The 22,671-nt window shown below is 50.9% G+C and carries 16 protein-coding genes and 2 tRNA genes; 14 read left to right on the forward strand and 4 right to left on the reverse strand.

Features of this window, described 5'->3' with window-relative positions; translation table 11 throughout:
* Positions 1-8 precede the first annotated feature (8 nt).
* Together H8S80_RS07660 and tdh are read right to left on the reverse strand one after the other, a co-directional pair.
* Entirely contained in the window at positions 9-1,208 is a 1,200-nt protein-coding gene (locus H8S80_RS07660) for a glycine C-acetyltransferase (RefSeq protein WP_117631604.1), read from the reverse strand.
* Positions 1,209-1,226: 18 nt separating this feature from the next.
* A complete protein-coding gene (gene tdh / locus H8S80_RS07665; RefSeq protein WP_002604233.1) occupies positions 1,227-2,279 on the reverse strand; it encodes an L-threonine 3-dehydrogenase in 1,053 nt (350 codons plus the stop codon).
* Between the two features lie 298 nt (positions 2,280-2,577).
* Between tdh and H8S80_RS07670 the strand changes: the two genes are divergently transcribed.
* The 4 genes from H8S80_RS07670 to H8S80_RS07685 all read left to right on the forward strand — a co-directional run bounded on the left by H8S80_RS07670 (position 2,578) and on the right by H8S80_RS07685 (position 6,917).
* Positions 2,578-3,009 carry a GNAT family N-acetyltransferase gene (locus H8S80_RS07670; RefSeq protein ID WP_117623497.1) on the forward strand — a complete coding sequence of 144 codons (432 nt, stop codon included), beginning with the start codon at positions 2,578-2,580 and terminating at the stop codon, positions 3,007-3,009.
* A 128-nt stretch (positions 3,010-3,137) separates the two neighbouring features.
* Positions 3,138-4,649, forward strand: coding sequence for a catalase (locus H8S80_RS07675; RefSeq protein WP_117631606.1), 1,512 nt, complete (start codon positions 3,138-3,140; stop codon positions 4,647-4,649).
* Positions 4,650-4,911: 262 nt separating this feature from the next.
* Positions 4,912-5,733 carry a metalloprotease gene (locus tag H8S80_RS07680; RefSeq protein ID WP_117631608.1) on the forward strand — a complete coding sequence of 274 codons (822 nt, stop codon included), beginning with the start codon at positions 4,912-4,914 and terminating at the stop codon, positions 5,731-5,733.
* The gene (locus tag H8S80_RS07685) at positions 5,733-6,917 is read left to right on the forward strand and encodes a radical SAM/SPASM domain-containing protein (protein ID WP_117631610.1); all 1,185 of its coding nucleotides are present in this window, start codon (positions 5,733-5,735) and stop codon (positions 6,915-6,917) included. Before H8S80_RS07680 ends, H8S80_RS07685 begins: the two co-directional genes overlap by 1 nt.
* Before the next feature lie 48 nt (positions 6,918-6,965).
* Here the strand turns inward: H8S80_RS07685 and carB are convergent, their stop codons facing one another.
* Positions 6,966-10,193, reverse strand: a complete 3,228-nt coding sequence (gene carB, locus H8S80_RS07690) for a carbamoyl-phosphate synthase large subunit (protein WP_117631612.1) — start codon at positions 10,191-10,193, stop codon at positions 6,966-6,968.
* A 448-nt stretch (positions 10,194-10,641) separates the two neighbouring features.
* Between carB and yicI the strand changes: the two genes are divergently transcribed.
* From yicI to H8S80_RS07730, 8 genes are all read left to right on the forward strand, one after another.
* Positions 10,642-12,894: an alpha-xylosidase gene (gene yicI / locus H8S80_RS07695; RefSeq protein ID WP_117631614.1), complete on the forward strand. Its 2,253-nt coding sequence runs from the start codon at positions 10,642-10,644 to the stop codon at positions 12,892-12,894.
* Between the two features lie 88 nt (positions 12,895-12,982).
* Entirely contained in the window at positions 12,983-14,008 is a 1,026-nt protein-coding gene (locus H8S80_RS07700; protein ID WP_117631616.1) for a hypothetical protein, read from the forward strand.
* 282 nt (positions 14,009-14,290) lie between these two features.
* Positions 14,291-14,363 (forward strand) — tRNA-His (locus H8S80_RS07705).
* Positions 14,364-14,390: 27 nt separating this feature from the next.
* Positions 14,391-14,642 (forward strand): helix-turn-helix domain-containing protein, encoded by a 252-nt coding sequence (locus H8S80_RS07710; RefSeq protein WP_002604225.1) that lies wholly within the window; start codon positions 14,391-14,393, stop codon positions 14,640-14,642.
* A gap of 41 nt (positions 14,643-14,683) precedes the next feature.
* A tRNA-Gln gene (locus H8S80_RS07715) sits at positions 14,684-14,754 on the forward strand.
* A 117-nt stretch (positions 14,755-14,871) separates the two neighbouring features.
* Entirely contained in the window at positions 14,872-15,963 is a 1,092-nt protein-coding gene (locus H8S80_RS07720) for an ABC transporter substrate-binding protein (RefSeq protein ID WP_117631618.1), read from the forward strand.
* A gap of 12 nt (positions 15,964-15,975) precedes the next feature.
* Positions 15,976-17,721 carry a sensor histidine kinase gene (locus tag H8S80_RS07725; protein ID WP_002604223.1) on the forward strand — a complete coding sequence of 582 codons (1,746 nt, stop codon included), beginning with the start codon at positions 15,976-15,978 and terminating at the stop codon, positions 17,719-17,721.
* A gap of 1 nt (position 17,722) precedes the next feature.
* Positions 17,723-18,487: a response regulator transcription factor gene (locus tag H8S80_RS07730; RefSeq protein WP_002604222.1), complete on the forward strand. Its 765-nt coding sequence runs from the start codon at positions 17,723-17,725 to the stop codon at positions 18,485-18,487.
* 26 nt (positions 18,488-18,513) lie between these two features.
* Here the strand turns inward: H8S80_RS07730 and H8S80_RS07735 are convergent, their stop codons facing one another.
* Entirely contained in the window at positions 18,514-18,798 is a 285-nt protein-coding gene (locus H8S80_RS07735) for a hypothetical protein (protein ID WP_002604221.1), read from the reverse strand.
* Between the two features lie 526 nt (positions 18,799-19,324).
* Here H8S80_RS07735 and H8S80_RS07740 point away from each other — a divergent pair.
* Both H8S80_RS07740 and H8S80_RS07745 read left to right on the forward strand, forming a co-directional pair.
* Positions 19,325-20,731, forward strand: a complete 1,407-nt coding sequence (locus H8S80_RS07740) for a hypothetical protein (protein ID WP_207729807.1) — start codon at positions 19,325-19,327, stop codon at positions 20,729-20,731.
* Between the two features lie 106 nt (positions 20,732-20,837).
* Positions 20,838-22,670: an ABC transporter permease gene (locus H8S80_RS07745; protein WP_002604219.1), complete on the forward strand. Its 1,833-nt coding sequence runs from the start codon at positions 20,838-20,840 to the stop codon at positions 22,668-22,670.
* Position 22,671 lies beyond the last annotated feature (1 nt).

A 22,671-nucleotide genomic window follows, 5' to 3' on the forward strand; every position in this document is an offset into this window, starting at 1 on the left:
TATCCGCGTTACTTAAGGCCCATTTCTTCCCGAACTTCCATGAAGCATTTTACAATAAAATCAATGTCTTCTTTTGTATGGCTTGCGCATACCTGGGTGCGGATTCTCGCCTTCCCCTTTGGTACGACCGGGAACGAGAAAGCCACGACATAGACACCCTTTGCCATCATTCTCTTTGCAAATTCTCCAGCCAGTTTTTCATCATACAACATGACCGGCACGCAAGGGTGGGTTCCCGGAATGATATCGAATCCGTTGTCCGTCAGCTGCTTTCTGTAGTATGCGGTGGTTTCCTCAAGATGATCCCGCAGCTCCGTGCTTTCCTCCAGCATGTCAAACAGCTCTAAGCTGGCGCCGACGATCGCAGGGGCCAGAGTGTTGGAGAATAAGTATGGACGGCTTCTCTGACGAAGCAGATCGATGATTTCCCTGCGTCCGGAGGTGTATCCGCCTGACGCTCCGCCCAGGGCCTTGCCGAGAGTACCAGTGATAATATCCACGCGGCCTTCCACGCCGTTGTATTCTGCCGTTCCGCGGCCGTGCTTTCCGATGAAGCCTACCGCGTGGCTGTCATCCACCATGACCAGCGCATGGTACTGGTCTGCCAGATCACAGACACCCTTTAAGTTGCAGATAATTCCATCCATGGAGAAAACGCCGTCTGTGGCGATCAGCTTGATTCTTGCTCCGGCAGCATCCGCCTCCTGAAGCTTCTTTTCCAGATCGGCCATATCATTATTTTTGTAACGATACCGTTTGGCCTTGCAGAGCCGGACGCCGTCGATGATGGAAGCGTGGTTTAACTCGTCGCTGATAACCGCATCGTTCTCTGTGAGAATCGTCTCAAACAGGCCGCCATTGGCATCGAAGCAGGAGGAGTAAAGAATCGTATCATCTGTCCCAAGGAAAGTGGAAATCTTTGCTTCCAGTTCCTTATGAATGTCCTGGGTTCCGCAGATGAAACGGACAGAAGCCATGCCGTAGCCCCGGTTGTCGTACGTTCTCTTTGCTGCATCGATCAGTCTCTGGTTGTCGCCAAGGCCAAGATAGTTGTTCGCGCACATGTTGATGACCTCCCGGCCATCCTCCAGCTTTACGCGGGCGCCCTGGGCGGAAGCGATCGGTGCTTCTCCCTTAAACAGGCCGGCTTCCCTGATGTCCTCCACTTCTTTCGTATAAATACTTAAAATATCGTTTTTGCGTGCCATCTTCAAATCTCCTTTTCCTTAATCATTGATATGGGACCAGTCCAGAATTACTTTGCCCGACTGTCCGGAAATCATAGCTTCAAATCCCTTTTCGTAATCGCGGATATCAAACCGGTGAGTGATAATCGGCGATATATCCAGACCGGCCTGAACCATGGTGGTCATCTTATACCAGGTATCCCAGACCTTTCTGCCGTAAATACCGCGAAGATTCAGGCCATTGAATATAACGGTCTCTAAGTCAACCGTGGTTTCCCGTCCCTGAAGTCCCAACAGTGCAATCTTACCGCCGTGCTTCATGTTATGGATCATATCGGAAAGACCGGCCGGACTTCCGGACATCTCCATGCCCACGTCAAAGCCTTCCGTCATCCCGATGGATTTCATCACATCGGCCAGCGTCTCTTTTCTTAAGTTGACCGTTCTTGTAGCCCCCAGCTTCTTCGCCAGATCCAGCCGGTAATCGTTTAAATCCGTCACGACCACATGGCGCGCTCCGCAGAATTTTGCGATGGCCGCGGCCATGATACCGATAGGGCCTGCCCCGGCAATCAGGACGTCCTCGCCCAGAAGGTCGTAGGAGAGCGCTGTATGGGTGGCGTTGCCGAACGGATCGAAGATGGAGTAGAGCTCCTCCGGAATATTCGGATTACAGGGCCACACGTTGGAGGACGGAATCACCAGATATTCCGCAAACGCTCCGTTTCGGTTTACACCGACTCCTTTTGCATCCCGGCAGTTTTCCTTATGGCCTTCCAGACAGTTCCGACACTTACCGCAGGTGATATGGCCTTCACCGGATACCAGATCCCCCACCTGATGTCCGGTTACGCCCGCGCCTGTCTCCACGATCTCGCCCACATATTCATGGCCTGCGGTAAGGCCGATCGGAATGGTGTGCTGTGCCCAGTCATTCCATTGATAGATGTGTACGTCCGTACCGCAGATGGCCGTCTTATGGATCTTGATTTTTACATCGTTCGGTCCAACGGCCGGAACCGGCACGCGCTCCATCCAGAGCCCTTCCTCCGCTTTCTTTTTCGTCAATGCCCACATGGTTTGTTCCTGCATGATATTACCCCCTTTAAACTGTTTGATTATGGAAAATACTGTTTCCGTGTATCTGATACCTACATTATAAGGGGCGGCAGGACAAATAGCAAGAAAAATATTCCGTATTGGGCGGACATTTTCGAAAGAAGTGTATTTGTATCACGAACACGAACGATTGTTTTTTTCTGGCATACACTTGGGAATCCCGATGGAATCCTGAGCGCTTTCCCGGCTCAATTATCTGTTGCTGCTGACGGTCGCCTGTGTTAAACTACTGTGTAGTAATACAGAGGATTGGCAGGCAGAAGGAGGGACTATGGTAAGATACGTACTACAGGAAGATAAAGAAATGATTCTGTCTATGATGGAATTGGTGAAAGATGATTTCGCCGGATATAAGGAAGAGGATTTTCTGGCGGCACTCAGTGAGGCAATCGGTAAGAACGAGGCTTTCATAGACGACAGGAACGGCACGTCGGCAGGTCTGATTCTATTCACAAAGGCGGGAAAAGAACTCACGTTTCTGGCGGCCCATCCGGATTATCGGAAAAATGGGGTGGCAAAAGGGCTGATTCGAAAGATGGCAGAGTGCTTTAAAGCCGGCGATCAGGTCTCTGTCGTTACGTTTCAGGACGGTGATCCAAAGGGAATCGCAGCGCGGGCATGTTACCATTCCTGCGGGTTTACAGATGCGGAGGAACTCGTTGTATTTGATTATCCCTGTCAGAAGATGATTTTGAAATTATAAAGGGGTATTGTGCAATTTGACAATTATATATCACATACGGAGGCATGTGTATATACAATGTATACAAATATATTTTGACTTTTGGGAAATGTAGGAATATAATAAAATTATGAAAGAAGGAGGTACTTATGGATACAAAAGCGAAAAAACTGACCAATGAAGTAGGAGCACCTGTCGCTGAAAATGAGCATTCGCTGACCGCGGGTCCAAGAGGCCCTGTCATGATGCAGGATGTCTGGCTTTTGGAGAAATTAGCACATTTTGACAGAGAAGTAATTCCTGAGAGGCGTATGCATGCCAAAGGCTGGGGCGCTTATGGGACCTTTGAATGTACCGGGGATATCTCCGCTTTTACGAAGGCAAAGGTGCTGCAGAAGGGCACAAAAACAGATCTTTTTGTACGTTTTTCAACGGTAGCGGGAGAACGGGGCGCGGCTGACGCAGAGCGTGATATCCGCGGCGTGGCGATCAAGTTTTATACAGAAGAAGGAAACTGGGATCTGGTCGGAAATAATACACCAACCTTCTTCCTCCGTGATGTGCATAATTTCCCGGATTTGAACCGTGCGGTAAAACGCGATCCTCAGACCGGCATGCGCTCTGCGCAGAATAACTGGGATTTCTGGACGCTGCTGCCGGAGACGTTCCATCAGACGACCGTTGTGATGTCTGACCGCGGAATTCCCGCGTCTTTCCGTCATATGAATCTCTATGGAGAACATACCTTTAGTTTTTACAATAAAGACAATGAGCGATTCTGGTGTAAATTCCATTTTATTACCCAGCAGGGAATTAAAAACCTGACGGACGAAGAGGCCGGGGCGCTGATCGCAAAAGACAGGGAGAGCCATGGCCGTGATTTGTATGAGTCGATCGTAAAGGGCGAATATCCGCGCTGGACTATGTATGTCCAGATTATGACAGAGGAACAGGCGAGGAATCATTATGAAAATCCGTTTGATATCACAAAGATCTGGCGTCATAAGGAATTCCCGCTTCAGAAGGTGGGCGTGCTGGAGTTAAACCGCAATCCGGAAAACTATTTCGCAGAAGTCGAGCAGTCCGCGTTTACACCGGCCCATGTCGTTCCCGGAATCGGTTTTTCACCGGATAAGTTCCTGCAGGGCCGTTTATTTGTCTACGGCGACGCGCAGAGATACCGTCTGGGCATCAACTACAATCAGATTCCGGTCAATCGTCCCAAGGTCGAAGTTCACGATTACCACAGAGACGGACTCATGCGGACGGACGGCAATTACGGCGGCGCTCCCGCCTATTCACCGAACAGCATGGGAGACTGGGCGGCTCAGCCTGACGTCATGGAACCGCCGCTGGATTTATCCGGGGCGATGTATGCCTACGATCCTCAGGACGATCCTACAGACGACTGCTTCCGGGCAGGCGGCGACCTGTGGAGAGTACTGAAAGAGGACAAGCGGGAGCTGCTGATCGGCAACACCGCGAGAAATATTGCGCCTGTCACGGAGAATATCAAATACCGCCATGCCGTTCATTGCTGCTGGGCCGATGAAGAGTATGGCATTCGGATCACGGAGGCCATAGGCCTTGACTTAAACCGCGTTCTGGAACTGGCGGAGCCTCACAGCCATGAGAAGCTGATTCAGGCTACGCTAAACTGACATTCAGGGAAGAGATGGTTCCGTCCGGGGATCGTCAAAGCAGATTTCTATTATTGAAGACACAGGAAAAAGCAAGGCTTTTGGGGAAGACTTAAGAAGCCTTGCTTTTTCCTGTGTCGGAGGTACCGTACTGATTTCCTTTATCGGGCAAATGTTGCTTTCGTCCGGACAATTTGGTATACTTTTCTAATAGAAAACAGTAACCGGACGCGGAAGCACACAGAGGAAGCACACAGCGAATTCCCGCAGAGGAGGATGAGCGATGAAGGTAAAAACGGTAACCAGATATAAAAATCCCGGATACCCGGTAAAAGAGGAGATACTGGCGGATCCGCAGCTGCTGAGACGAATTCCGTCCAGATGGGAAAAGAACGCATACGTTATGACGGCATTAGGTCTGACTGTATCCTTAAGCGCCTGCGGTGCAAGCGCGGAAGGCGCCCAGGGAGCATCGGATCGGGTCGCTCCGGTCTTTATTCACGGCGGTGGAAGCGGGGCCTACGGCTGTGTTGCGGTCGTTTCGCCATACTTTCTGTCTGAAGAGGAGGCATTTGAGATCATACGGGCGGAGGCGGAAAGCTACGGCGGCCTCATACTGACACAGGAGGCCGCGCCGGAGTTGAAAAATGTAAAGCTACCCGTCACGCATATCTATCCCGAATCAGAAAAGGCGAAAGAAAAAACAGTGAAAGGCAGTCTCCAGACAGATGGCTGGGATCCTGATAAAAAGATCGCCATAGAGTTCGTGTCCAAGTCAGATGTCGGAAACTGGAATGAGACGGAAGAAGGCGTATATGCAACCGTAGAGGGCTATGCGATCCAGGATACCGCGGTGAGGCTGCAAAAAAGCCTGGAAAAGGCCTCTCCGGAAGAGGTCGTAGGAATATTCTATGATCCTTATGACTACGGCGATTTGATCGAAGAATACAATAAAATCCAGAAGAAGTACGAAGGCAGAGAGGGAAACTACTGGGCGGCCATGTCAGAAGAGCAGGATGAGATGGCACGGGCAGCTGCCGAAGAGAATTTAAAGGCGCAGGTAAGGGACTTCATAGACTGGCTGAAGGGACAGGGGGTAATCTGATGCATATGACCCTGCACCTGACCAATGACTGTAATTTGCAGTGCAGTTACTGTTACGTATGTCAGAAACCGGAGTATATGAACCGTTCCACCGCGGAACACGCAGTCCGTCTGGCAGCCGCTTCCGGAGAGCCTTCCTGCGGTATTATATTCTTTGGAGGGGAACCTCTTTTGTGCCGCGATACGATTCGCGATACGGTGGCATACTGCAGGGCCATGGAAAGGGAAAGGCCAGTCCGGTTTCATTTTAAGATGACGACCAATGGAACGCTGCTGGACCGGGAATTTCTGGAGTTTTCCCGAAAAGAGAATATATTTATCGCTCTGTCCCACGACGGAACGAGAGCGGCTCACGATTTCTTCAGGCGGGATCACGGCGGAGCGGGCACGTATGACCGCCTGGAAGCCGTGACGGACATGCTCCTGGCCTCGCGCCCCTATGCGCCGGTTATGATGACCGTCTCGCCGGAAACAGCGGCAGAGTATGCGCAGGGGGTGAAGGAGCTGTGGCAGAAGGGATTTCATTACTTCATCTGCAGCCTGAATTACGCGGGGAACTGGACGAAGGAATCGGTTCGCGAATTAAGACGCCAGTACCGGGAACTGGCTGATTTTTACTATAAACTGACGAAGCGGGAGGAGAAATTTTATTTTAGCCCCTTTGAGGTGAAGATAGCCAGCCATATACAGGGAAAACAGTACTGCCACGAACGGTGTGAGCTGGGGAGAAAACAGATATCCGTCGCCCCTGACGGCCTCCTCTATCCCTGTACCCAGTTTGTGGGACACAGAGAGTTCTCGATCGGGGATGTCGCGGGCGGAATCGATGAGAAAAAGCGCACGAAGCTGTTTGAACGCAATGAACTGGAAAAAGAGGAGTGTAAGGGATGTGCCGTCATCGGCCGCTGCAACTGTCACTGCGGCTGCCTGAATTATCAGGTGACAGGCAGTATAGACCACGTGGCCCCCATGCTGTGCCAGCATGAACGAATCGTGATACCAGTCGTTGACAAGCTGGCAAAACGGCTGTTCCAGGAACGAAACGGAATGTTTATACAGAAGCATTACAACGATGTGTTTCCGCTGATCTCCATGGTGGAAGACATGGTGAAACCGGAAAAACGAGGCACGCAGTTATCCGGTGAAACAATTTTTCCGAAGCATAAAAGCACCGACAACGATTGATTTCAACCGTTATCGGTGCTTTTGGATTTTTACATTAGAAAAGTAAGGTTATTCTTTATCCCTGATCTCGCTGTGAAGAGACTGGAGGGAATGAACCTCTCCCTGCCCGTGTTCCTTCACATACCGGATGCCGCTGGCCGTTGCTTTGGCGGCGGCGATGGTGGTCATATATGGAACTTTTCCCTTGATGGCGGCCTTTCTCAAATAGCTGTCATCATGGATGCTGTCTTTTCCGACCGGGGAGTTGACAATTAACTGGATCTGTCCGTTGGTGATCATATCCAGGATGTTGGGGCGTCCTTCGTAGAGCTTGTTGACGCGCGTCGCCGGAATTCCGGCGGCCTGGATCAGTTCGCAGGTATTGCCGGTTGCCACAATCTTAAATCCATCCTCAAGGAAGCTTCTCGCAACGTCCACGACCTCCGCCTTATCCTTGCGGTTGACGGAAATGAGCACGGTTCCTTCCAGCGGCAGTTTGTTCTGTGTCGCCTCCTGAGCCTTATAGAACGCTTCGCCGTAGGAGTGGGAGAGTCCCAGCACTTCTCCGGTAGAACGCATCTCCGGCCCTAAGATCGGGTCTACTTCCTGGAACATATTGAACGGGAATACCGCTTCCTTTACGCCGTAGTTCGGAATTGTCTGTTCCTTTAAAGTCGGCACAGGGGACGGACGTCCGGTCAGTTCGGAGGTGATGATATCGGTAGCCAGCGGCACCATACGGATGTTGCAGACCTTGGATACCAGCGGTACGGTACGGGAAGCGCGCGGGTTGGCCTCCAGAACGTATACTTTATCATTTTCAATGGCGTACTGCATATTCATCAGACCGACCACGTGCATCTCTTCCGCGATTTTGCGGGTGTACTCTTTGATTGTCTCCACATTTTCCGGAGAAATCTGTACGGACGGAATGATACAGGCGGAGTCACCGGAGTGAACGCCGGCCAGCTCGATATGTTCCATGACTGCAGGCACAAACGCATGGGTGCCGTCGCTGATGGCGTCTGCCTCACATTCCATCGCGTGATTTAAGAAGCGGTCGATCAGAATGGGACGGTCAGGAGTCACTCCGACTGCGGCCTTCATGTAACCGATCATGCTCTCGTCGTCGTAGACGACCTCCATGCCGCGTCCGCCCAGCACATAGGAAGGACGAACCATCACCGGATAGCCAATCTTCGCCGCGATTGCCAGCGCTTCTTCCACGTCCACCGCCATACCGGACTCGGGCATCGGAATCTCCAGTTTCTCCATCATGGCCCGGAATAAATCGCGGTCCTCGGCGAGATCGATGACAGAAGGCGGTGTTCCCAAAATCTTCACGCCGTTCTTTTCCAAATCCGCCGCAAGATTTAACGGTGTCTGGCCGCCGAACTGGGCGATCACGCCTGCCGGCTGTTCCTTCTTATAAATACTCAGCACATCCTCCAGCGTCAGCGGCTCGAAATACAGCTTGTCCGAGGTATCGTAATCGGTGGATACGGTCTCCGGATTACAGTTGACGATGATGGTCTCAAATCCCAGCTTCTTAAGAGCGAGAGAGGCGTGTACACAGCAGTAATCGAATTCTATGCCCTGGCCGATCCGGTTGGGACCGCCGCCGAGAATCATGATCTTTGGCCTGGCTGTGCTGACCGGGTTCTGATCCGGCGCGTTGTAGGTGGAGTAGTAGTAAGCGCTGTCCTCAGTACCGCTTACGTGAATACCTTCCCACGCTTCCTCCACACCGATGGCGATACGGCGGCTGCGAATGGTTTCCTCCGGAATCTGGAGCAGCTGGCTTAAGTATTTGTCGGAGAAACCGTCTTTTTTAGCGGTGGTGAGCATATCGTCAGACGGGAGTCCGCCTCTGCAGGCGAGGAGTGCTTCCTCCTCCTCAACCAGTTCCTTCATCTGCTCGATAAACCAGGCCTTAACCTTGGTAATCTCATGGATTTCTTCCACAGAAGCGCCTTTTCTCAGTGCCTCATACATGATGAAATGGCGTTCGCTGGAAGGGGTAATCAGCATGTGGAGAAGCTGTTCTTTCGTGTACGTATCGAAATCCTTCGCATGGCCCAGACCAAAACGTCCCGTCTCCAGGCTGCGGATCGCCTTCTGGAAGGCTTCCTTATAGGTTTTGCCGACACTCATAACCTCGCCGACGGCGCGCATCTGGGTTCCCAGCTTGTCCTCCACGCCTTTAAACTTTTCAAATGCCCAGCGGGCAAATTTGATAACCACATAATCGCCGTCCGGCACGTATTGATCCAGGGTGCCGTACTTTCCGCACGGAATGTCCTTTAAGGTCAGGCCGGTAGCCAGCATGGCGGACACAAGGGCGATGGGGAAGCCGGTGGCCTTGGAAGCCAGCGCGGAGGAGCGGGAGGTACGCGGATTAATTTCGATGACAATAATGCGGTCAGAAACAGGATCATGGGCAAACTGTACGTTGGTGCCGCCGATTACCTGCACCGATTCCACAATTCGGTAGGCCTGTTCCTGAAGGCGCTTCTGGCATTCTTCAGAGATGGTCAGCATGGGGGCAGAACAGAAGGAATCTCCCGTATGAACGCCTAACGGATCTATATTTTCAATAAAGCATACGGTGATCATACGTCCTTCCCTGTCACGGACGATCTCCAGCTCCAGCTCCTCCCATCCGAGAATGGATTCCTCTACCAGAACCTGGCCTACCAGGCTGGCCTGTAAGCCTCTGGCGCAGACTGTCTGAAGCTCATCCCTGTTGTATACGAGACCGCCGCCGGCGCCTCCCATGGTATAAGCCGGGCGCAGAACGACCGGGTAGCCCAGCTGGTCCGCGATCTTCAGCGCCTCGTCCACACTGTAAGCCACCTCGCTGCGCGCCATCTCGATCCCAAGTTCATTCATGGCCTTCTTGAATTCGACACGGTCCTCGCCGCGTTCGATGGCATCCACCTGTACACCGATGACCTGTACGTTATATTTTTCCAGAATTCCTGCTTTATTAAGCTCGGAACAAAGGTTTAAGCCAGACTGGCCGCCGAGATTGGGAAGCAGGGCATCGGGCCGTTCCTTTGCTATAATCTGCTCTAAGCGTTCCACATTCAATGGCTCGATGTAAGTTACATCCGCTGTCTCCGGGTCTGTCATAATCGTAGCCGGGTTGGAATTAACCAGTACAATTTCGTATCCCAGTTTCCGAAGCGCTTTGCAGGCCTGAGTACCGGAGTAGTCAAACTCGCATGCCTGACCAATGATGATTGGGCCGGAACCGATAATTAGTACTTTGTGAATATCCGTTCTCTGTGACATAATAATGTCCTCCTTGTAAAATGTTTGTAACAGTTCAGACGGCGGGAAAATTGGCGCAGGAAGCAGCGTCAAGCTTACTTGTAAGCGGCTTTATGCACCAATTTTCACATCGGATGAATATCCGATGCTTCCTGACCGGATTTTTCGGTCAAGAAAATGAGCCGTCTGAACTGTCACAAATGTAGACTCATCTATAGATACATAATTCAGTCCGTCAGGGACAGGAAGAAACCGCTTCTGAGTCCGGGTGGTTTCTCTTCAGTCTATTCTAGTATAAGGCGGCTCAGTTTGAAAGTATTTTTTTCAATAATTGGCAAAAATAATGCATATTTTTCCCTTTTGGGGTGGGTAAATTTTCAACCTTCCCGTATTTATATTCGGTGCTTATAATTACTTATAATAAAAGAGAATGAAAGAGAAAACGGGACGCCGTTTCAGGAGGGACACGATGAAATTTACAGAAGGATACTGGTGTATAAAAAAGGAGATGACACCGCTTTATGCGGTGGAGTATGCGGACAGCAGACGGAACGATAACGAACTGATCGTCTATGCGCCGGGAAAACACATAGCAGACCGCGGCGACTGTCTGAACCTGGGCATGCTGACGATCCGGCTGACCAGCCCGATGGAGGATGTCATCCGGGTGTCGGTCAGCCATTTCGAAGGAACGGTCTGCCGCGGTCCCTTTGCCAGGATTTACGGGACATCACCTCACACCGTAGTCGAGGAGACCGATGAGGAGATCCGTTACCGAAGCGGACGAACGACCGCTGTAATCGACAAGAGGCCAAATTCCTGGGGGATCCATTTTCTGGATGGCGACCGGGAACTGACAAGTACCGGATTTCGGAATATGGCTCACATGACAAACCGGGAGACCGGAAAATGCTACATGGTGGAACAGCTGGCCCTCGACGTGGACGAGTATGTCTACGGGCTGGGAGAACGCTACACCCCGTTCATAAAAAATGGACAGTCTGTTGAGATGTGGAATGAAGACGGCGGAACGGCCAGTGAGATTACATATAAAAACATTCCGTTTTACATTACCAACAAAGGATATGGCGTGCTTTTAGAAAACGAAGGGGATGCCGCCTATGAGATTGCCAGCGAGAAGGTGGAGCGTATACAGTTCTCCGTGGAAGGTGAACGCCTGGATTACTGTGTGATCAACGGCTCCACGCCCAAAGGGACCATCTCCAAATATACGGAGCTGACCGGCCGGCCGGCTCTGCCGCCGGCCTGGTCCTTCGGCCTGTGGCTCACCACCTCCTTCACGACCAATTACGATGAGACGACGACCTCCGGATTTATTGACGGTATGGCGGACAGGGACATTCCCCTGCACGTCTTTCACTTTGACTGTTACTGGATGGAGGCGTATGAGTGGTGCAATTTCACCTGGGACCCGAAGACATTTCCGGATCCGGAAGGCATGCTGCGGCGCTATCACGACAGAGGCTTGAAAATCTGTGTGTGGATCAATCCCTATATCGGCCAGAAGTCCCCGCTATTCGAGGAAGGGATGAGGCTGGGATACCTGATGAAAAAGACAAACGGGGACGTATGGCAGACGGATATGTGGCAGGCCGGAATGGGACTGGTGGATTTCACAAATCCCGGCGCAGTGGAATGGTATCAGACAAAGCTGAAGACGCTTCTGGACATGGGCGTGGACTGCTTCAAAACGGATTTCGGTGAGCGGATTCCGGTAAAAGATATTACATATTTTGACGGCTCCGATCCGGTGAAGATGCATAATTATTACACATACCTTTATAATCGGGCGGTATTTGACCTTCTGGAACGGGAGCGCGGAACCGGGGAAGCAGTAGTATTTGCACGGTCCGCGACGGTGGGCGGCCAGCAGTTTCCCGCACACTGGGGCGGCGACTGTTCCGCGGCGTATTCTTCTATGGCGGAGACTATCCGCAGCGGCCTTTCCCTGGCATGCGCGGGATTCGGCTTCTGGAGCCACGATATCAGCGGCTTCGAGAATACGGCGCCGGCCGACATCTACAAAAGATGGTGCCAGTTTGGCCTCCTGAGTTCCCACAGCCGCCTTCACGGGTCCTCCTCCTACCGGGTTCCGTGGCTCTTCGACGAGGAGGCGTGCCGTGTGCTTCGGAAATTCGTTAAGCTGAAATGTGCGCTGATGCCGTATCTTTACCTTCAGGCGGTAAAGGCTCACGAGGAAGGCATTCCGATGATGCGTCCGATGTTCGTGGAATTTCCGGGCGACCGCGCCTGCGAGACGCTGGATAAACAGTATATGCTGGGCGATTCTCTGTTAGCGGCTCCGGTCTTCAAGGAATCCGGGGAGGTGGAATACTATCTGCCGGAAGGAACCTGGGTAAACCTGCTGACCGGTAAAACCGTGACAGGCGGACGCTGGCAGAAGGAGACCCACGATTACTTCTCCCTGCCGCTTATGGTCCGTCCCGGAAGTGTGATCGCAGTTGGCTCAAACAGCGAAAAGCCTGATTACAACTACGCAGAAGGGGTGAAATTCCTTCTGTATCTGCCGGAGGATGGTATGGAGGCTGCATCGGCTGTGACGGACCTGTCCGGAAAAACCGTGATGACGGCCTGCGCACGGAGAGAAGGAAACAGAATCTTTCTCTCTGTAAATGGCGGAAACGGCGATTATACGTATGAAGTTCTGGGGAAGGAACTGCTTTCCGTAGCCTGCGGTTAAATACAGCCAGTATCTTTTCTGTCTCTTTCAGGTATATTTCAGCTTTCTGTGGTACTTTTATTACAGAACAGAAAGAGGAGGAACATATATGCGTATTGTGCAAAGAGTGACAGCTTTTTTCCTGGCGGCAGTACTGATGACCAGTCCATTTACAGCCATGGCGGCCACGAGTACGAAGATAAGCGGCGTATCCCTTCGGATCGCCTCGGATATTGAAGTCGGAAGCAGCGGAGCAGATGTGTCGGTCTCCACAATTTCCAGCAAGTATTATGTGGAAGAGGTGGAGATAAAGAATGAACCTTCCGACGAGTGGGAGGACGGAGACAAGCCGAAGATCAAGGTAACTCTGGAGGCGGCCGATGATTACTACTTTGCCTCCGGTTTTTCGAAGGGAGACGTCAACTTAACCGGAAATGACGGCACGGTCACTTCGGTGAGCCGTACCAGCAGCACTCTCGTCGTCTCGATCACCCTGGAGGCACTGGAAGGAGAGAGCGAGTACGATCTGGATGTAGACGGCTTGGACTGGGATGCGGAGGATGGGACCGCCTACTGGAATGAAAATGAGGAAGCTAAAAAGTATGAGATCCGCCTTTACAGGGGAAGCACCGCCGTCACCTCCGTCATTACCACGACAAAGACCAGCTACCACTTCGGCAGCTACATAACGAAAGGCGGATATTACACCTTCCAGGTGCGCGGAGTCTACAATTCTTCAAACAAGGGAAGCTGGAAGGAGTCGGAGTCCTGGTATGTGACCTCCGCAGAAGCCGCTGAAATCAGTTCCAACAGCAGCTCCGATGACAACTCCGATGGAAGCAGCTCAGGAAGCAGCTCGGGCGCCAGCGGTCCGGGGGCCACGGCCGGTAGCGGGGCATGGTTAAAGGATGACATCGGCTGGTGGTACTGCAACGCAGACCGGAGCTATACTGTGAGCAACTGGCAGTACATCGACAACGTCTGGTACTATTTTAATGAGACCGGCTACATGGTAACCGGCTGGGTCCAGTGGAACTCCAAATGGTACTACTGCAGCGACAGCGGAGCGATGCTCGCAAATACTACGACGCCGGATGGGTATTATGTGGGGAGCGACGGGGCGTGGATCTCGTAAATCCGCCTCTCAGTCGATCGCCCGCGCCTGTATACTGCCAGGATATAGACATCCTGGATAGAATAAAGTCAGTTAAGAGAGAAGGAGGAAGCCATCATGATTCGATTATCTGTACATCACAGCCATAAGGACCAGCGACAGGAAAACGCTTATAGACAGCGTGTTATTTTGTTACCCTTATGGTATGCGCATAATCGGAAAGTATGATGCAGGGCGGTATCTGCCTGTAATTCACTCGTATTCCTTCAGCCGTTTATCCATAATGGGTAAACGGCTTTTTTAGTGGCTGTGGCAGACCTGGTAATGCGCCGGATTGTGGTTCCGGTTCATGCGGGTTCGAATCCCGCCGGCCGCCCTGAACAGAGAAGGAAGGAGGAGATGTATGAGCTGCCCTGCGATTGACCCGGAGGCGACCGGGACACGAATCAATGAATTAAGAAAGGCGAAAGGTTATTCTGTTCCCTTTTTAAAGGAATATTTCGGTTTTGCAACGACAAACGCCGTCTATAAATGGCTGAGAGGCGAGACGCTGCCGAGTCTGGACAATATGTTCGCCTTAAGCGTCCTGTTCGGCATTCCCATGAATGATATTATCGTTGCCAGCGAAGTCCTGGAAACCAATGGAGTAACATGAAAAAGGAGGAAATGAAAGAAAACTGTAAAGAAAACCTGTCATGCGGGTTCGTATATCGGTAATACACCGGATTCTGACTCCGGTAAGGAAGGTTCGATTCCTTCACCCGCAGTCTCTCTAATCGTATGCAGTGTATCAACATTACAGAAAATAAGAGTATGAGTCCATATTGGAAATCTCTCCCTAAGATGGTATAATGGAAAAAGTGATGCTCCAGGGGGAGGGACTTATGGACGAGTTTATCAGATCGGAAAAACAAATTCGGCGGAAGCAGGCTGTCAGGATCATGATATGTATGGCCCTGTTGATCCTGCTGTCCGCCGTTTTATATGGATGCAGCAAAACAGAAGAAACCGGTCCCGCGGCCGCGGCCAGAACCGAGGCCAGGCGGCAGGCGGATGGTTACGGAGTCAGCGAAGACAAAAAACTGATCGTATACACCTCCCATAAAGAGGAAGTATACGGCCCTATTATCAGGGAGTTCGAAGAGCGGACCGGCATATGGGTCGAGGTGAGGGACGGCGGTTCCACCGAGCTTTTAGAGGCCATCGGCCGGGAAGCGGGGCAGCAGACGTGTGACATCATGTTCGGAGGCGGAGTGGAAAGCTATGAGGCTTACCGGGAGTATTTTGAGCCGTACCGGTGTAAGCTGAGCGATAAACTGGACGACAGGTATTTGTCTCCGGATGACAGCTGGACCGCGTTTACGGAGCTTCCTATCGTGTTTATCTACAACAACAAGCTGGTAAGTGCGGAGGCGGCGCCTCACAGCTGGAAGGACTTTTTAGATGACAAGTGGCGGGGGAAAATCGCATTTGCGGCACCTGGAAAATCGGGTACCAGCTATACGGCTCTCGCTACCATGATTCAGGTGCTTGACATGGACGAGCGGGAGCTGATGGAGGACTTTGTATCCGCTCTGGATGGAAAGGTCTCAGCCGGTTCCGGGGAGGTCGTGGATGAGGTCAGTACGGGAATTCATCTCGTCGGGATCACACTGGAGGAGACAGCAAAAAAGCGGATAGCCAAAGGGGCGGATATCACCATGATTTATCCGGAGGAAGGCACCAGCACCGTGCCGGATGGCTGTGCCCTGGTCAAGGGGGCTCCCCATGAGGACAATGCGAAGCTGTTCATTGATTTTACGGTCAGCGACGATGTCCAGAATCTGATTATGGACCAGTTCTGCCGCAGGACAGTGAGGAAGGATTTACAGATGAAAACGGCCGGTGAAGACATGAAGATCATGGATTTTGATCTCGAATGGGCCAGCGCGCATCAGGATGAGATCCTGGCGCTATGGTCGGAACTGATCCGGTAGAGAGGAATCGCCATGTGGAACTTTATCAAAAAATCGTTTAAACGGGAACTTCTCGTAAGCTTTGTGGCCGTCGCGCTGCTTCCTCTGGTCCTCAGCTGTATCTTCCTGATTCAGATGTTCAAAGTGAAACTGGAACGCGACTACCAGAAAAAAGATATGGAACAGGCGGCTGTCATGGAAGAAAAGCTGACCACCCTGTTTCAGACCATCGATGAGGTGACGCTGCGTCTGAGCGAAGAGCCGGAGATTGCGGCTTCCATCAGGGAATCCGGCAACCGGGGCAGAAGCGCGGTCTATGCGAAGCTGTACGAGGAGACTGCCAGCCTGCGGGAGATGGCTCAGTTTGATCTCTACTCAGAAGAGGGCGTCTGCCTCTACTCTACCGGCGCAGGCATGTTTCATACCCAGCTTCCGGTTTACTGGGGAATCTTAAAGGTGGCGGAGGCCCACCCGGACGAGATGACCGTACGGCGTGAGAAGGAATATTCAGGATCGTCCAATATTCTGCTGCGGGCCGCCCGTCCCATCCTGGATTCCGAAGACAGCAGCGTGGGGTATGTTCTTGTGAGTATCAATGGCTCCAATTTTGAAAAGATCCTGGGCGGAACTTACGGCAGCCAGGATGGCGTCTGTATCTTAAACAGCTTCTGGGAAACGGTCTACAGTACGGGAACCGCGGTCCGTGAGGAGATCGGGACGGTTCTGAGGCACCGACTGATGGCGGGCGCGGCAGTTGATGAGCCATTTCATAATAACAGCATCTATATTTCTGAGATCGGCGGGACGGGACTCTACAGCGTCTTTCTGCGGCCGAAGGTATTTACGGCTGACACGACGAAATCCATGTACAGCGTGCTGATCGTCATGACGGCCGCCAGTCTGATGCTTTGTGTGGCGGTGGCAGCGAAGATGAGCAACCATCTGTCGCGTCCGATCCAGAGCCTGAATGAGGCCATGCACGAGGTGCAGAACGGAAATCTCGACGCGAGGGTCATTTCCACGAGGGATGATGAGTTTGGCCAGCTGTCCGGCAGCTTCAACACCATGGCGTCGGAGTTGAAGGCCTATATGGAAATGCAGGTCAGCCAGCAGAAGAAGCTGAACGAGGTACAGATCGCAATGATGCAGGCCCAGCTGAATCCCCATTTCCTGTACAATACACTGGATACGATGAAATGGGTCGCCAAGGCGAACCACATCCCGGAGATCGCCACCCTGGCGGCAAAGCTGGCGAAGATTCTGCGGACCAGCATATCCAACGCCCAGTTTATCACCCTGAAGGAGGAGCTGGAGCTTGTGGACTGCTACGCGGAGATACAAAAGATCCGTTTTCAGGGGAAATTCTGTTTCGATTACGAGCTTCCGCAGGAGCTTGCAGACTGTGTGGTTCCGAAACTGGTCGTTCAGCCAATTGTGGAAAACGCCATGATACACGGGCTGAGAGACTGTGAGGAAGGCCATATCCTCGTCAGGGCGTTTTCGAAGGAGGAGCGGCTCTTTATAGAGGTGATGGATGACGGCTGCGGAATCAGCGACGAGGTACTGAACCATTTAAATAATCGGACAGCAGGAGCGGGCGTACCGTCAGAGGGCGGAGAGGAAGATCTGCTCCAGCTCGGACATATCGGTTTTTACAATGTGGATACGATTATCCGGCTGCACTACGGTGCGGAGTATGGGCTGTCGGTCTGCAGGCCGGAAGAAGGAGGCACGAAGGTGACCATCATGATTCCGGTCAGACAGGGAGAGGAGTTATGAGATGCTTAAGGTATTGGTAATTGACGATGAGGTATTTGTGAGAAAAGGAATTGTCATGGAGACGGACTGGGCGTCCTTAGACTGCATGGTGGCCGGAGAGGCGGCCAATGGCCTCGAGGGCCTGGAGGCGTGCCGCAAATACAACCCAGATCTGATCATCTCCGATATCCGGATGCCGAAGATGGATGGGATCGAGATGCTAAGAGTCCTTCGGGAGGAGGGAAACCATGTCTCCGTCATCTTTCTGACCGCCTACAGCGAATTCGAATACGCCAGAAACGCGTTAAAGCTGCTGGCTTTCGATTATTTACTGAAACCGTTTGAGGATGGCGAACTGGAGGACGCAGTCAGCAGGGTGCGCGATAAGCTGGTAAAAGAACGGGAAGAAAAGGAACGTCAGGAGGAGTCAAAGATTCTTTCTCCCGGAATCAAGACGGGTGATAAGAGCCGGTATATCAAAGAGGCAATCGCCTACATAACCGAGCATTACAATGACAGTGACTTAAGTGTGGGAACGATCGCCGAATCTCTTGGAATCAGCGAAGGACACTTAAGCCATCTGTTCAAGAAAGAGACGGATTACACTGTTATGGCCTATATAACCCGGTGCAGAATCAGGGAGGCGATGAAGCTTCTGACCAACTGCCGCTATAAGGTGTATGAGGTGGGAGAGATGGTAGGCTACCGCGATATCACTTATTTCTCCAGCACATTTAAGAAAATAGCGGGCGTCACCCCCTCCGAATACCAGGCTGCGAATTCTTAAGGCCATTCTTAAGGCCATTCAACGCTTTAGCAGCAGTCAAAGATCGTCTTGGCAGTGAGTAAGCTGCCGTACTTTGCTTTCCAGTCACGGTGAATATCGGAAGCGTCGAAAACAGCAAGCGCCTCGCGCTCCAGCTCTATTAAAATCATGAAATCGTATCGGTTAGGCAGATCAATCACGGAAGGATAGAAGGATACCTGGTGTATACCTTCTATTTTTTCTGCCTTTTTAAACAGGACTTCTATTTCCGGATACAGGGCTTCTTTCTCTTTGACGGTTTCAGAAAATTTTACAATGATATAATGTTTCATGGGATGACGGCTCCTTTTCATGTGGAAATAATGATTGGAAATAAATGTTGGGGAGATTGTTTCTGTATTGTATCAAGTATAGCATAAGCGGGGGATTTCGAAAAGTATGGCAGTATTTAAGCGTAACCGCATTAGCGCATAATAACCTTTAAACCCAACGATGTTTACAGGTATGTCCTTTTCTCAAACGGCATAAATAACAAACGGTATAAATAACAAACGGTATAAATAAAAGTGCAGTACAAAAACAGTTAAAACCGGCAAAAACCGCCACTATACACAGTCGTATTAAGTTGTTATGTCTATGTAATGTACAATATATATAATAATTTTGATGGGATAGCAGGAAAAACATACAAAAATATCAGAATACACAAAGGAATAACAGTATTGTCCAGTTCAAAATGACGAAGAGACCAGATATAATAATTACATCAGATGATGCTACAGCATCGAAAAGGCAGGAAATAAGAAGGAGGAGTAAGAAGTGAAAAAACAAATTTTATCAGCAGTTCTAATCAGTACCATGTTGGCGGCAACACTTGCCGGATGCGGTTCTAAGGCGGCGGATCCAACGACCGCAGCACCAGCGGCTCAGACAGAGGCCGCGAAGGGGGAGGAGACAAAGGCCCCGGAGACCGAAGCAAAAGCAGAGGAACCGAAAGTGGACGACGCAAATCTTTCGGAAGTGGAAAAGATCATTAAAGAAGCCGAGTCCATGAGCATGGAAGAGCTGGCAAAAAAGGCAATCGAAGAGTCCAACGGAAAGACCTTCTACGGAGTTGGCAACTCCAGCCGTGGAAAGACCGCTTTACCGCTGTTCATCGAATACTTACAGTCCATCGATCCTTCCTATACCATGGAATATGAGTTGCAGCAGCCGAAGAATAATAAGATCTTCGAACAGCTGTCGGCTGACTCCTTGAAGTCTTCGGGAACATTTGCCATGACTCTGATCCAGGATGGCAACCAGATCGAATCCAAGATGGTTCAGACCGGTATTTTAAAGACCTTTATTCCGAAGGAATGGGCAGATGCCAACGGCACTACAGCAGACGCTTACACAGGGTTCCTTCCATTGCAGACACTGAACAAGGTATTCATGTACAATTCCACCGGAAATGCGGAATTCAATAACTGCTGGGATTTCGTGGCAGAAGGTGTTCACCCGTTATACATGGACATTGATTCAGAGGTTGTAGGAAAGAACTTCTTATACATGCTGACAGAAGATACGTACGCCGGATGGTTAAAAGAGGCATATGATGCGTTAGACAGCAGCAAACAGGCGTATTTCAAGCCGGTGGTCGATGAGATGGCAACCGATGCTCAGGATTTGGGACTCGGTGAAAATGGCGCCTACGCCCTGGCATGGATCAAACTCTGGGTAGAAAATTACAATGAACAGACCGATGACGGCCCGATCTGCAACACCCTGGTATCCAAGACTGCTACAGACCAGTGCGGACTTCTCGTATATTCAAAGCTTCGTTCCGTTGAGGAATCTTCGGAAGTATCCGTCAACAATATTAAAGTTGCAGCCTACCAGGATGGCTACAAGGGCATCGGCGGCTACGGCTACTGCCATTACTTATTCCTGACTAACAACAGCCCGCTTCCGTGGACCTCCTGTGCATTCATCGCCTATATGACCAACACAGCAGACGGATTCTCCGCATGGGGCAAAGATATGGGCGGTTACTCCTCTAACCCGAAGGTTATGGAAGAGACCGAAAAGATCTACGGCCACAGCAAGGGCGGCTACAATGACAAGGGCGAGAACGAATTCGACAGCAAGAACGACAGAGGATATGAGTGGTGGACCACTGACGGCGAACTGGTTCTGGAAGATCCGGAATACTGTGCGGACGTATCCTTTACAGTAGGAAGCTGGATTGAGCTGCTGACAAAATACAGCGATTCTGCTCAGTAAACGATCACTCGCAGAAGCTTAAGCGGGTCACCGCAGCAATGAGATAACGGGTGTGCCGCATTAAGGCTGTTCTTAATGCGGCAGCCCATTTTATAAGGAGTTAGTTATGGACCAGACAGTTAATCGTAAGTCAAACAATAAGGTCATCGTGCTTAATAAGATCAAGACATACTTTTCCAAACCGCAGAATGTCATCCTTCTGTTGTTCGGCATTGTGCTGACTTTTACAACGGTTGCACCAATCGTGGCAATTGTGAAGGATACGCTCATGATCCATCCGGGAACCATCGATGCCCATTTAACGGGAAAGGCATCTGGCTATACAATTGTCAACTATGTTGACTTATTTACCAGCCGGCTGGCCAGAACGAATCTGTGGAAACCGTTATGGAATACGCTGCTTTTAGCGGTATTGACCTGTCTTATCTCGATTCTCTATGGCGGCGTGTTCGCATTCCTTGTCACGAGGACCAATTTAAAATTCAAGAAGTATTTAAGCTCTATCTTCATTTTCCCGTACATTATGCCTCAGTGGACACTGGCGGTCGTATGGCAGAACTTATTTAACAGCAACGCGGTTGTAGGAACGTCCAATGGGCTTTTGGCTTCGCTGTTCGGGATTCTGGCGCCCAAATGGGTATGCCAGGGACTCTTTCCCAGTGCGGTCGTCCTGGGCCTTCACTATGCGCCATTCGCCTATATCCTGATCGGCGGTATTTTCCGCAACATGGATGCCAACCTGGAGGAAGCGGCCACCATTCTCGATACGCCGAAATGGAAAACCATGTTCCGGATCACGCTTCCAATGGTAAAACCGGCGATTCTCTCCACCGTTCTTCTGGTATTCGGAAGCGCCATGGGAAGTTATCCGGTACCGCATTATCTGGGCTTTACGACGCTTTCCACCAAGTATATCTCCATGAACTCCAAGTATACCGGTGAAGCCAGTATTCTTGCCATTATTATGATGGTATTCGGCGTGGCGATCCTGACCATGAACCAGGTGAGTTTAAAGAGCAGAAAGAATTACACGACGGTTACCGGTAAATCGGGCCAGCTCTCCAAGATCAATCTCGGGAAAATGGGAAAGTATGTCATCGGTATCGTGATGATCGTGGCAACCTTCTTTACGAGTATTTTCCCGATCCTTTCCTTCGCACTGGAGACCTTCCTTCCGAACCCGGGAGATTACAGCTTCCTGTACACGAGAAATTTAAGCAACTTAACGACTAAATGGTGGATCACCAGTGAAAATATCACGGAAAACGGAATGTACGGCCAGAAGGGAATCCTATATAACTCCACGATCTGGCACGCTTTCTGGGGAACGCTTCTCGTTTCCATATGCTGCGCACTGATTGCCGGAACGATCGGTACCTTAATCGGATACGCGGTATCGAAGAACCGGAGGAGCAAATGGGCCAACTACGTGAACGGAATGGCTTTCCTGCCATACTTAATGCCGTCCATCGCAGTAGGCGCGGCGTTCTTCATTCTCTTTTCCAATGAGAAGATCAATTTATTCAACACCTATACGCTGTTAATCATTGCAGGTACCATCAAGTACATACCATTTGCCAGCAGGAGCGCATTAAACTCCATGCTGCAGATCAGCAATGAGATCGAGGAAGCGGCGATTATTCAGGATCTGCCGTGGTTTAAGAGGATGTTCCGGATCATCATTCCGATTCAGAAATCGGCCATCATCAGCGGATACATGCTTCCGTTTATGACGTGTTTAAGAGAGCTATCCTTATTCCTGCTTCTCTGTACGCAGGGCTTCATTCTTTCCACGACTCTGGATTACTTTGACGAGATGGGCTTATACGCATTTTCCAGCGCCATCAACTTAATCCTGATCGTAACGATCCTGATATTCAATACATTAGTAAATAAACTGACCGGAGCGAGTCTGGACGACGGTATCGGAGGTAATTAAC

The sequence above is a fragment of the Hungatella sp. L36 genome (genome assembly GCF_014288035.1).